The sequence below is a fragment of the Segeticoccus rhizosphaerae genome, from assembly GCF_005222685.1.
In the GTDB taxonomy this organism is placed as follows: Bacteria; Actinomycetota; Actinomycetes; order Actinomycetales; family Dermatophilaceae; genus Segeticoccus; species Segeticoccus rhizosphaerae.
The window spans coordinates 180252-192293 of the sequence record NZ_SWMA01000004.1 but is presented as its reverse complement, the minus strand read 5'-3'; the positions used below and the strand labels follow the sequence as shown (position 1 = coordinate 192293).

Below are 12042 nucleotides of genomic sequence, written 5' to 3'. Positions count from 1 at the left end.
ATGCGGATAGCCGTCATCGGGGGCGGTCCGGGCGGCCTCTACTTCTCGGCTCTGGTCAAGGCCCTCGGCCCCCAGCACGAGATCACGGTCTGGGAGCGCAACGCGGCCGACGACACCTTCGGCTTCGGCGTGGTCTTCTCCGACGAGACTCTCGGGGGCATCGAGCACGCCGATCCGGTCGTGTTCGACCAGATGCAGCGGGAGTTCGCGCGCTGGGACGACATCGACGTCCACTTCAAGGACACCGTGATCACCAGCGGCGGCCACGGGTTCGCCGCGATGAGCCGCAAGCGGCTGTTGCAGATCCTGCAGGCCCGGTGCGCCGAGCTGGGCGTCACGGTGCACTTCCGCACCGAGGCACCACCGCTGGCCGAGCTGCGGGCGAGCCACGACCTGGTGCTCGCGGCAGACGGGCTGAACTCTGCGGTGCGTCGGGAGCTCGCAGCGACCTTCCGGCCGACGCTGGACCAACGGCACTGCAAATACATGTGGCTGGGCACCGACAAGGTCTTCGAGGCGTTCAAGTTCTACGTCCGCGACACCCCGCACGGCGTCATGCAGATCCACGGCTATCCCTTCGACGCCCACGGCAGCACCTTCATCATCGAGATGAACGACGAGGTATGGCGTGCGGCCGGCTTCGCGGCGTTCGCCGAGCGGGAGTTCCTCCCCGGAGAGTCCGACGAGAAGTCCATCGCGGTGGTCAAGGACCTGTTCGCGGACGTGCTCGAAGGACACGACGTGATGGCCAACAACTCACGGTGGATCAATTTCACCACCGTGCGCAACGAGCAGTGGCGGCACGACAACGTCGTCATCCTCGGCGACGCCGCCCACACCGCCCACTTCTCGATCGGTTCCGGCACCAAGCTGGCCATGGAGGACGCGCTCGCCCTGGCGGCGTGCCTGCACGAGCACGCCGACCTGGACACCGCACTCGAGGCCTACGAGGCGGAGCGCAAACCAGTGGTCGCGTCGACCCAGCGCGCCGCTCAGGCGAGCCTCGAGTGGTTCGAGAACCTCGGCCAGTACACCCACCAGGACCCCGAGCAGTTCGCGTTCAACATCATGACCCGTAGCCGGCGAGTCACCTACGAGAACCTCAGGGTTCGCGACCCCGAGTTCGTGGAGCAGATGGATGCCTGGTTCGCCCGGCGGGTGCGTGACGGCATACCAGTGCCGGAGCGGCCGGGGCCCACGCCGCCCATGTTCCAGCCGTTCCGGCTGGGCGCCCTGGAGCTGGTCAATCGCGTGATCTGCTCTCCCATGGACATGTACGTCTCGCGTGACGGCATGCCGGGTGACTTCCACTTCGTCCACCTCGGCGGCAAGGCGCTCGGGGGCGCGGGCCTCGTGATGACCGAGATGGTCTGCGTCTCCCCCACCGGCCGGATCACCCCCGGCTGCACCGGCCTGTGGAGCGACGAGCAGGCGGCGGCGTGGCGACGGCTGACCGATTTCGTGCACGACAACAGTGCCGGCAAGATCGGCATCCAGGTGGGCCACTCCGGGCGCAAGGGATCGACGAAGCTGATGTGGGAGGGCATCGACCAGCCTCTGCCCGAAGGCAACTGGCCGGTCGTGGGGCCGTCGCCCATCCCCTACCGAGAGGGCGTCAACCAGGTGCCGGAAGAGCTCAGCGAGGAGCAGATGCGGGACATCCTCGAGGAGTTCGTCACGGCCGCTCACCTGGCCGACACCGCTGGGTTCGACCTGCTCGAGCTGCACTGCGCGCACGGCTACCTCTTGTCCAGCTTCATCTCTCCGGTGACGAACAGGCGCACCGACGGCTTCGGCGGCGACCTCGCCGGCCGCCTGCGCTACCCGCTCGCGGTGTTCCGGGCGATGCGGGCGGCCTGGCCCGTGGACAAGCCGATGACGGTGCGCATCTCGGCGACCGACTGGGTGGAGGGCGGCATCACCGGCGAGGACGCCGTCGCGGTGGCGCGCGCCTTCAAGGCCGCAGGTGCGGCCGCCATCGACGTGTCGTCGGGGCAGGTCACGCCCGACGAGCAACCGGAGTTCGGGCGTTCCTACCAGACGCCGTTCGCCGATGCGATCCGCAACCGGGTCGGCATACCCACCATCGCGGTCGGTGTCATCTCCTCCTGGGACGACGTCAACTCCCTGGTGCTCGCCGGCCGCGCCGACCTGTGCGCCATCGGCCGCGCCCACCTCTACGACCCCAACTGGACGCTGCACGCCGCGGTCGAGCAGGACTACGACGGGCCCGGCGCGGTCTGGCCGCTGCCGTGGCGGGCCGGCCGCCGCAAGCCGCAGACCGGCCGTAGCGACGGACCCAAGCCCCGGCTCACCCTCATCCGCGAGGGCGGGCACGCAACGCGCCACGCCCGGTGGCGACCCGAACCCAAGGAGTGACATGTCCGCCCTGTCCGACTTCGCCGCGGCCCTCGCCAGCGGCGCGATCAGCGTCATCGACCTCACCGCTCCCCTGTCGGAAGCCACCCCGATCCTCGAGCTGCCACCGGAGTTCGGCCAGACCCAGCAGTTCCAGCTCGAGGAGATCAGCCGGTATGACGACCGGGGGCCCGCGTGGTACTGGAACAACTTCCACACCGGCGAGCACACCGGCACCCACTTCGACGCCCCCAACCACTGGGTGACCGGCAAGGACGGCGCAGACATCGCGTCGGTGCCCGTCGGCAAGCTGATCGCGCCCGCCGTGGTGCTGGACTTCAGCGACCGCGTCGCCGCTGACCCGGACTTCCTGGTCGAGATCGATGACATCAAGGCCTGGGAGGCGGAGCACGGGCCGCTGCCCGATGGCGGCTGGCTGCTGGTGCGGACCGGGTGGGACGCGCGGACCACGCAGGAGTCGGCGATCAACGCCAACGAGACCGGTCCGCACAGCCCCGGCCTCTCGGCGGAATGTGCTCGCTGGGTGGCGCAGGAGTCGCCGGTGCTGGGCATGGGGGTCGAGACCGTCGGCACGGACGCGGGGGCGGCCCACTCGTTCGACCCCGCCTTCCCCTGCCACTCCTACTTGATGGGCAGCGACAAGTACGGTCTGACCCAGCTGCAGAACCTCGCGTCGCTGCCGGCCACGGGTGCCGTGGTGATCGCCGGACCGCTGCCCATCGTGACCGGATCCGGCTCTCCTGCGCGGGTGCTGGCTCTGGTCGAGCGATGAGGCACGGGTCGGTCTCGACGGCCGCCGGCCGGCCTCGGCAGGCGCCGGAGGGGGCCCGGTGAACGTCGCGCAGGCGGTGGGGCGCGCCCTGGCCGCGGTCGGCGTCGACCACGTCTTCGGTGTGGTCGGATCGGGCAACTTCCATGTGACGGGCGGCCTGGTGGCGGGCGGCGCCCGCTTCGTCGCGGCCCGCCACGAGGGCGGCGCGGCGACCATGGCCGATGCGTATGCCCGGATGACCGGCTCGGTCGCGGCCCTCACCGTGCACCAGGGGTGCGGGCTGACCAACGGCATGACGGGTATCACCGAGGCGGCCAAGAGCCGCACTCCCCTGCTCGTGCTGGCGGCCGAGGCGACCAACCCGTCGTCCAACTTCTTCGTCGACCAGGACGGGCTAGCCCGTGCGGTGGGCGCCGTGCCGGCGCGGATCACGTCCGCCGAGACCGCCGTCGACGAGGCCCTCGCAGCCGCCGCACTGGCGCTGCACGAGCGCCGCACGGTGCTGCTGAACCTGCCGCTGGAGGTCCAGGGGCGGCCGGCGCCGGAGAGCTGGGACGACGCGGCCCTCGCTGCGCTGGCACTGCCCGCTCCGGAGCCCGCGGCGCCGCCGGGCCCGGAGCACGTGGCCACCCTTGCCGAGGCGATCGCACGGGCGGAGCGGCCGGTGTTCGTGGCGGGTCGCGGCTCGAGGGCGCCGGCCGCAGCGGCCGCGGTGCGTGCGCTGGCGGACCGGTGCGGGGCGCTGCTCGCGACCTCAGCCGTCGCCAAGGGTCTCTGGCACGACCACGCCTGGTCGCTCGACGTGTCAGGGGGATTCGCCACCCCGGCGGCGGCAGAGCTGATCCACGGAGCCGACCTGATCGTCGGGTGGGGCTGCTCGCTGAACATGTGGACCATGCGGCACGGCCGGCTCATCGGGCCGGACGCCACGGTCGTGCAGGTCGACGACACGTCCGAATCGCTCGGCGCCCAATGCGAGCTCACCTTCGGCGTGCTCGGTGATGTTGCCCTGACCGCGACCGCGGCCCTCGAGAAGTTGTCTCGCACGGGCGCCCCTCCCGGCGGTCCGGTCGGCACGCCACGGGGCGAGCCGATGGTGCCCACACCCGAAGGTGCAGGCGACCACGGTGGTGGGCACACGGCATACGGCTATCGCACCGACGCGGCGCGCGAGCTCTTGGCGGCCTCGGGACGTTGGCGTGACGTGCCCTATGTCGACCAGTCGGCCGAGGGCCGGATCGACCCGCGGACCTTGACGATCGCGCTCGACGAGCTGCTGCCGGCGGAGCGGGTCGTCGGCGTCGACTCGGGCAACTTCATGGGCTACCCGAGCATGTTCCTCGACGTGCCGGACGAGCTCGGATTCTGTTTCACGCAGGCCTACCAGTCGATCGGGCTGGGGCTGGCCACGACGATCGGGGCGGCGCTGGCGAGGCCCGATCGGCTGCCCGTCGCGGCGCTCGGCGACGGCGGGCTGATGATGGCGGCGGCCGAGCTCGACACGGTGGCGCGACTCGGCCTGCCGATGGTGGTCGTGGTCTACAACGACGACGCCTACGGCGCCGAGGTGCACCACTTCGCACCGGGCGGTGACCCGCTCGACACGGTGCGTTTCCCGCCGACCGACATCGCGGCGATCGCCCGGGGCCACGGTTTCAGCGCGGTCACCGTCACCGCGGTGGACGAGCTCGGCCCGGTGAGGGAGTGGCTCGACGGGTCGCGGGACACCCCGCTGCTGATCGACGCCAAGGTGACCCCCGACGAGCCGGCCTGGTGGCTCGAGGAGGCCTTCCGCGGCCACTGACCCCCGTGTGCTCACCCTGGGCCGCTTTGCTCAGCCCAGGCCGCTCACCGGTACCCCGGGAGCGGCCTGGGCTGAGCACGGTCCGCTGCGATCCTCACTCGGCGTGCCGGTCGGCATTCGCGTGTATGGCGTCCCGCACGTACTGCGACAGGCCCTGAGCCTCTAGCGACTCGTCGTAGGTGGACGTGTAGCGCGGGTCGCTGACGTAGAGGTCGCCGAGGTTGCGGTGGAAGGCGTGGTCACAGGCGTAGAAGCGCCGGTTGATGTGCTCCCGGTGCGCCTCGGCTGCAGCCATCGCCGCCTCGCTCGTGGCCGGCTCGCCCGACCGGAACGCCTGCAGGAAGGCGCTGTTGAGCTCGTCGGTCTCGGCCTTGACCTCCGCCCAGTCGGCCTTGGTGTAGTTCTTCGTGCGCTGCTGGCTCTGCTTCCACGCGTCGGTGTCGCCCCAGCGCTGCTGGGCCTCGTCCTGGGCGTCGTCGAAGTTGTCGCCGAACAGCTCCCTCATGTCCTGCTCGGTGGCGGGCTTGTCGTTCATCTCGTTCTCCAGTGCTCGGTCGATGGCCGCGACGAGACCGCGCATCTCGTCCAGCCGGGACATGACCGCTGCGCGTTGACGGAGCAGGTGCTCGGCGACGTCGGCGTCCGGGTCGTCGATGAGGAGTGCGATCTTCTCGAGCGCGAACCCGAGCCGCCGGTAGACCACCACGTGCTGCAGGCGCGTGAGGTCCGCGTCGGTGTAGAGGCGGTAGCCGGCGGTGCTGCGTTCGCTCGGTCGCAACAGCTCGATCGCGTCGTAGTGGTGCAACGTCCGCACCGTCACGCCGAATCGGTCCGCCACCTGACCCACGGTCAACAGCTCGCCGGCCCGCCTCGTCACCTGTGCCATCTCGGTCATGTCCCTACCGTGTCGCCTCACGCCGCGTCAGGGTCAAGTCTCTTCTCCGCGTCCACCGGGCTGGTCCCGCTAGCGAGGCGTCAGGACACAGAACTCGTTGCCGTCGGGATCGGCCATGACCACCCAGCTGACGTCGCCTTGGCCGATGTCGATCCGGGTCGCGCCCAGTGCGACGAGACGCTCGACCTCGGCGTGCTGGTCGGCTCCGGCCGGGGGCGCGATGTCGAGGTGCAGCCGATTCTTGCCCAGCTTGGCCGCCACCGGTGGCCCTCCCCACGAGATCTTGGTGCCGCCCTGCGGTGACTGGATGGCGGTCTCCTCGGCCTGGTCCCGCACCAGGGGCCAGGCCAGCGCCTCGCTCCAGAAGTATCCGACCGCCGGGGTCCCGTCGCTGGCCAGGGCCCCGATGACCCCGGTGTCGGTCAAGAAGTTGTTGCCGGGCTCGATCACGCAGAACTCGTTGGCCTCGAGGTCAGCCAGGACCACGTGCCCTTCCTCGGGCCGCTGACCGACATCGATGTGTCGGGCCCCGAGGCTCAGCGCACGCTCCACGATCGCCTGCTGGTCGTCGTCGGACGTCGAGGTCAGGTCGAGGTGCATCCGGTTAGGTTGACGTTTCGGCTCGTCGCTGTGCGCGAACTCCAGCCGGAACTCGGTCTCCCTCGTCGGCAGGAGCACGAAGACGCCGTCCGGGTCGTCGACCGTCTCACGCCCCAGCAGCCCGGCCCAGAAGCGGGCCAGCTCGCGGGGTTCGTGCGCGTCAAAGGCGAGAGCCACGAGGTTAGACGTCATCCGTGAACGCTACGGCGCCCGGCAGATTCGCTGCAACGACATTGATCGCCCGGTCTGCGCCGGCGCGCGGTCCTTCGCCCCAGAGTGGTCAGCGGTGCGCCGATGTGAGCCCTTGGCAGGGGGTTTCGGCCGGGCTAACGTGAGTGGTCCCACGCTTCTCCCGGAGGTTGGCATGACGACTCAGGCCCCATCCAGCTCATCGTCCGGGGCGGCGTCCCCGGGACAGTCCATGGAGCCGCAGGCCAGGCTCGATCTCTACCGAACGATGGTGCTCTGCCGCACCTACGAGGAGGCGATCCTGCGCGAATACCACGCGGACAAGGGACCGGGCTTCGACATCGGCAAGGGCCTGATACCCGGCGAGATGCACCTGTCTGCCGGTCAGGAGCCGGTGGCGGCCGGGGTCTGCGCCCACCTCACCGCCGACGACGCGATCACCGCCGCCCACCGACCGCACCACCTGGCGATCGCGCACGGCGTGGACCTGCGCGCGATGACGGCCGAGATCTTCGGCCGCGTCGACGGGCTCGGGAAGGGCCGGGGCGGTCACATGCACCTCTTCGACCCTGCGACGCACTTCTCCTGCTCGGGGATCGTCGCCGAGGGCTTCCCGGCGGCACTGGGACAGGCCTTCGCCTTCCGGCGGCGCAAGACGGACCGGGTGGCGGTCGCCGTCGCGGGCGAGGGCGCGGCCAACGCCGGTGCCTTCCACGAGGCCCTCAACCTCGCCGCGCTCTGGGCGCTGCCCGTGGTGTTCGTCGTGGAGGACAACGACTGGGGCATCTCCGTGCCCCGCGACCTGTCGACCGCGGTGGACTCCAACGCCGTCCGGGCGACGGCCTACGGCATACCAGGGGAGCGGGTGGAGGACAACGACGTCGACGCCGTCCACGAGGCGGCGCGGCCGATGGTCGCGCGTGCTCGTGCCGGTGAGGGCCCGTCCCTGCTCGAGGTGCACACCCTGCGGCTGTGGGGCCACTTCGAGGGCGACGCCCAGGGTTATCGGCCGGACCGGGAGAAGGTCCACGAGGACGACCCGATCCCGATCTACGAGAAGCGGCTGCGCGACGCCGGTGTGCTGGACGACGAGCTGGTCCAGCAGGCCGCAGCCGACGCCACCACGAAGGTCGAGGACGCCATCGAGTTCGCCAAGGCGAGCGCCGTGCCCGACCCGTCCACCGCCACCGACTACGTCTTCGCGTGAGGGAGCAGCAGACATGACGATCACCGAGACGCCGCAGGGCACCCGCCGGCTGACCACGTCCAAGGCCATGGTCGAGGCGATCGACCAGGAGATGGCCCGAGACGAGTCCGTGTTCTACATGGGCGAGGACGTCGGTGCCTACGGCGGCATCTTCAGCTCCACCACCGGCCTGCTCGACAAGTACGGGCCCGGACGGATCATCGACACCCCGATCTCCGAGACCGGCTTCATCGGCCTCGGCATCGGCGCCGCGGTCGAGGGGATGCGCCCCATCGTGGAGCTGATGTTTGCCGACTTCATGGGCGTCTGCCTGGACCAGATCTACAACCACATGGCCAAGATCCACTTCGAGTCGGGCGGCAACGTCACCGTGCCGATGGTGCTCACCACCGCGGTCGGCGGCGGCTACTCCGACGGCGCGCAGCACTCCCAGTGCCTGTGGGGCACCTTTGCCCACCTCCCGGGCATGAAGGTCGTGGTGCCGAGCAACCCGGCCGACGCGAAGGGCTTGATGACGTCGGCGATCCGGGACGACAACCCGGTCGTCTACCTCTTCCACAAGGGCGTCATGGGGCTGCCCTGGATGGCCAAGAACCGCCGCAGCACCGACGAGGTCCCCGAGGGAGAGCACGTCGTGCCCATCGGGGAGGCCAAGGTCGTCCGGCCGGGCAGCGACGTCACCGTCGTCACCCTGTCCCTGTCGGTGCACCACAGCCTCGACGTGGCCGACAAGCTTGCCGAGGACGGCGTCGACACCGAGGTGATCGACCTGCGCAGCCTGGTGCCGCTGGACCGGGACACCGTGCTGGAGTCGGTGCGCAAGACCGGCCGCCTCGTGGTGGTCGACGAGGACTACCTGTCGTATGGCGTGTCCGGCGAGATCGTGGCCACGGTCGCCGAGACCGACCCTGGAATGCTGCGGGCCCCGGCCCAGCGGGTCGCGGTCCCGGACGTGCCCATCCCCTACGCCCACGATCTCGAGTACACGGTGCTCCCCCGGCAGGACCGGATCGAGCGGGCGATCAAGGCAGTGCTGTGACCGACGTGCTCTTTCCCCCACTGTCCAAGGACACGCCAGACTCCGAGGGGGTGCTGTCCACCTGGTTCGTCTCCGACGGCGCCTCCGTGTCGGCCGACCAGCTGCTGGCCGAGGTGCAGGTCGACAAGGTGTCGGCCGAGGTGCCGGCACCGGTCGCCGGGGTCGTGCGCCTACTCGTCGAGGAGGAGGCGGCCGTGCGACAGGGGACGCCGATCGCCCGGATCGAGTAGCCGCAACTCGCCTGGGTGATCGGCGGGACGGGCGCCACTACTCCGATAAGTCCAGGTGGTGCGCCGCGGCCCGTGGCAGACTCGGGCCATGCCGCTCGCACGTATGCGCTCCGTGGTCCTCGATTGCCCCGCCCCCAAGGCACTCGCCGAGTTCTACCATGCTGTGCTCGGCGGGGAGGTCACGTTCGTCGAGGACGAATGGGTGGTCCTCACGGTGGACGGTCTGCGTCTGGCGTTCCAGCAGGTGGAAGAGTTCGCGGCGCCGACATGGCCGGATGGCGAGCGGCCGCAGCAATTCCACCTCGACCTGACGGTGGACGACGTCGACGCGGTCGAGGCTCGCGTGCTGGAACTGGGCGCCTCGAAGCACGACGTACAGCCGGGCCAGGCAGCAGGTGACTCGTTCAGGGTCTACCTCGATCCGGCAGGTCACCCCTTCTGCCTCTGCTGGGACTGAGGCGAGCGGTACCCGCCAGCGAATCGCGTGGGTCGCCCGGCTCGGGGTCCTGCCGATCGGGCGCTCGCCGTCGCCGCAGACGGTCCAGCGTGTCGGGGGCGCAGGGCGTGTCGCGGTGCTAGCGTCAGCGCTCACTAGTTCTCAACATCTACCGAGGGGTTCACCGTGATCGCGCTAGGCATCATCCTCATCATCATCGGACTGATCGTCGCCAGCCTCAAGGTCCTGCTATGGATCGGCATCATCCTGCTCATCGTCGGGCTCGTGCTCAATCTCGTCCCGATTGGCGGCACCCGCCGACGCGTCTGGTAGCGCGCTCCGCGGGCCCCTGCCCAGGGGCCCGCGGAGCCGGTTTGTGCCGGTGGCGCTCTACTGCGCCCGGGGGGGGACACGGGGGATGGCGGCACGGTCGAAGAAACTTCTATGGTCGATGTCGAAGACGTTGGCGCTCGTTCGACGTACGGATGAGAAGCATCTCCCCGGCAACCAATAGGAGTGATCAAGATGCCGCGTTTCATGGGATTCGTGAGGATGGAAGAGGGCGTCGGCACGCCGCCACAGGCGCTGTTCGACGCGATGGACGCCTACATCAGCGAACAGGCCGCCAAGGGTGTGTTCCTCGACGGCGGCGGTCTGTACGGAACTGAAGACGCCGTGAACTTCGTCGTCCGCAAGGGCGAGGTCAGCCGGGTCGACGGGCCGTACGCCGAGGCCAAGGAGGTTGTCGGAGGCTGGGCCATCCTGCAGTACGACACCCTCGAGGAGGCCGTGGCCGATCAGCGGGAGTTCGCCGAGTTGCACGCCAAGTACTGGCCCGAGATCACCGTGGTCGCCACCTTGCGTCAGATCTCCACGGGCCCTGACACACCGGGCGACTGAACAGGATTCACTACGCTGGCCTCGTGCCGGCAGAAGACAGTGCGGACGACCCGGCCGAAGCCATCGTCGCGGCGTGGCGGGCCGAGTCGGCCCGCCTCGTCGGTGCTCTTACCCGGATGACCCGTGACGTGGAGCTGGCCGAGGACCTCGCCCAGGACGCACTCGTGTCCGCGCTCGAACAGTGGCCCACGACCGGGGTCCCGAAGAACCCGATCGCGTGGCTGATGACCATCGCCAAGCGGCGCGGCATCGACCACTTCCGGCGCGCCGACAGCCTTCGCCGCAAGATCGAGCAGGTCGAATATGCCCGCGGGGTAGGGGATGAGCAGATGCCCGACCTCGCCGGCCAGGTCGACTACGTCGAGGACGACGTCTTGCGGCTCATCTTCTTGTCCTGCCACCCCTGCCTGACTGCCGAGTCCCGCGCCGCGCTGACGCTGCGTCTGGTCGGAGGGCTCACCACCGCAGAGATCGCCCGTGGCTTTTTGGTCACGGAATCGACCATGGGACAACGCATCTCACGAGCAAAGAAGACACTGTCCGCAGCACACGCCGAGTTCGAGCTGCCCACGGGGGTGGAACGGGCCAGGCGTCTGGACGATGTCATGGCCGTGATCTACCTGATCTTCAACGAGGGATACACCGCCACCTCTGGCCAGGAATGGATGCGCCCCGACTTGGCGAGCGAGGCGACCAGGCTCGCACGCATGCTGGTCGACGTCGCTCCCCACGAGCCCGAGGTGCTCGGGCTGCAGGCGCTGCTTGAGCTCCAGGGCTCGCGGATGCCCGCCCGGCTCAATGAGCACGGCACGCCGGTCCTGCTGGAGGCGCAGGACCGGACGCGGTGGGACCAGTCGCTGATCCGGCGCGGGATGGCCGCCCTGGAGCAGGCGGAGCGCCTCGCCGCGCGCGGCAAGGCGGTCGGGAAGTACTTCTTACAGGCCTTGATCGGCGCCCAGCACGCCCGCGCAAAGCGCGCCGAGGACACGGACTGGCGTCGGATCGCAGCGCTGTATGACGTCCTGGCCGACGCCGCACCGGGGCCGGTCGTCGAGGTGAACCGGGCTGTCGCGCACGGGCGAGCGTTCGGCCCGGACGCGGGGCTTGCGGTGCTGGAGGGGCTGGACGCTGGTGCGCTCGGCGACTCGCCGCTCGTGCCGAGTGTGCGCGGAGACCTGCTCGAAAGGGCCGGGCTCCACGCGCGGGCCAGCGAGGCGTTCGCCGAGGCGGTCGCGCGCACCAGAAACGAGGGCGAACGTACGGTCCTGCAGGCTCGAGCCGAACTGAACCTGAGTCGCGCCTCGAGACCCACTGAAGTCTCAGGAGGGGAAGAGCCTGCATGTGATCGGCAGCCCCGGCCTCGTCCAGACGCTGATGGCCCTGGGCCTGGTCGACGAACTCCGGCTGATGATTGACCCGCTGGTGGTGGGCGGCGGAAAGCGCCTCTTCCACGATGACGGGGGCTGCGACCGCTGCAGCTGGTCGACAGCGTGGTGACCGGCACGGAGGCGATCATCGCCACCTACGCCGAGGCAGCGGGCTGACCCGGCAGATGATCGACGGCGTGCACGCCGTCGCCCTCCGGCGTGAG

13 protein-coding genes are annotated in these 12042 nt (G+C 69.8%); 11 read left to right on the top strand and 2 right to left on the bottom strand.

What is annotated here, in order from left to right:
- Genes FCN22_RS05115 through FCN22_RS05105 form a run of 3 tightly spaced genes read left to right on the top strand, consistent with a single transcriptional unit; the run spans position 1 to position 4955 of the window.
- Positions 1-2379, top strand: coding sequence for a bifunctional salicylyl-CoA 5-hydroxylase/oxidoreductase (locus tag FCN22_RS05115; protein ID WP_137120449.1), 2379 nt, complete (start codon positions 1-3; stop codon positions 2377-2379).
- A gap of 1 nt (position 2380) precedes the next feature.
- Positions 2381-3151 (top strand): cyclase family protein, encoded by a 771-nt coding sequence (locus tag FCN22_RS05110; RefSeq protein ID WP_137120448.1) that lies wholly within the window; start codon positions 2381-2383, stop codon positions 3149-3151.
- A 58-nt stretch (positions 3152-3209) separates the two neighbouring features.
- On the top strand, positions 3210-4955 hold the full coding sequence (locus tag FCN22_RS05105) for a thiamine pyrophosphate-binding protein (protein WP_137120447.1): 1746 nt from the start codon (positions 3210-3212) through the stop codon (positions 4953-4955).
- 94 nt (positions 4956-5049) lie between these two features.
- On the opposite strand, the gene FCN22_RS05100 is transcribed toward FCN22_RS05105, so the two are convergent.
- Both FCN22_RS05100 and FCN22_RS05095 read right to left on the bottom strand, forming a co-directional pair.
- Positions 5050-5850: a MerR family transcriptional regulator gene (locus tag FCN22_RS05100; protein ID WP_202911403.1), complete on the bottom strand. Its 801-nt coding sequence runs from the start codon at positions 5848-5850 to the stop codon at positions 5050-5052.
- A gap of 69 nt (positions 5851-5919) precedes the next feature.
- Positions 5920-6642 (bottom strand): VOC family protein, encoded by a 723-nt coding sequence (locus FCN22_RS05095; RefSeq protein ID WP_137120446.1) that lies wholly within the window; start codon positions 6640-6642, stop codon positions 5920-5922.
- A 229-nt stretch (positions 6643-6871) separates the two neighbouring features.
- On the opposite strand from FCN22_RS05095, the gene FCN22_RS05090 reads away from it, so the two are divergent.
- The 8 genes from FCN22_RS05090 to FCN22_RS22110 all read left to right on the top strand — a co-directional run bounded on the left by FCN22_RS05090 (position 6872) and on the right by FCN22_RS22110 (position 11948).
- Positions 6872-7846 carry a thiamine pyrophosphate-dependent dehydrogenase E1 component subunit alpha gene (locus FCN22_RS05090; protein ID WP_137120518.1) on the top strand — a complete coding sequence of 325 codons (975 nt, stop codon included), beginning with the start codon at positions 6872-6874 and terminating at the stop codon, positions 7844-7846.
- A gap of 13 nt (positions 7847-7859) precedes the next feature.
- Positions 7860-8885 carry an alpha-ketoacid dehydrogenase subunit beta gene (locus FCN22_RS05085; RefSeq protein WP_137120445.1) on the top strand — a complete coding sequence of 342 codons (1026 nt, stop codon included), beginning with the start codon at positions 7860-7862 and terminating at the stop codon, positions 8883-8885.
- On the top strand, positions 8882-9115 hold the full coding sequence (locus FCN22_RS05080; protein ID WP_137120444.1) for a lipoyl domain-containing protein: 234 nt from the start codon (positions 8882-8884) through the stop codon (positions 9113-9115). The genes FCN22_RS05085 and FCN22_RS05080 overlap by 4 nt, the downstream gene beginning before the upstream one ends.
- A gap of 103 nt (positions 9116-9218) precedes the next feature.
- Positions 9219-9572 (top strand): VOC family protein, encoded by a 354-nt coding sequence (locus FCN22_RS05075; RefSeq protein ID WP_238384531.1) that lies wholly within the window; start codon positions 9219-9221, stop codon positions 9570-9572.
- Between the two features lie 165 nt (positions 9573-9737).
- A complete protein-coding gene (locus FCN22_RS21840) occupies positions 9738-9884 on the top strand; it encodes a hypothetical protein (protein ID WP_202911402.1) in 147 nt (48 codons plus the stop codon).
- Positions 9885-10076: 192 nt separating this feature from the next.
- Positions 10077-10451 carry a YciI family protein gene (locus tag FCN22_RS05070; protein ID WP_137120442.1) on the top strand — a complete coding sequence of 125 codons (375 nt, stop codon included), beginning with the start codon at positions 10077-10079 and terminating at the stop codon, positions 10449-10451.
- A 23-nt stretch (positions 10452-10474) separates the two neighbouring features.
- A complete protein-coding gene (locus FCN22_RS05065; RefSeq protein ID WP_137120441.1) occupies positions 10475-11866 on the top strand; it encodes an RNA polymerase sigma factor in 1392 nt (463 codons plus the stop codon).
- A complete protein-coding gene (locus tag FCN22_RS22110; protein WP_137120440.1) occupies positions 11793-11948 on the top strand; it encodes a dihydrofolate reductase family protein in 156 nt (51 codons plus the stop codon). Before FCN22_RS05065 ends, FCN22_RS22110 begins: the two co-directional genes overlap by 74 nt.
- The last annotated feature ends 94 nt before the right edge of the window (positions 11949-12042 follow it).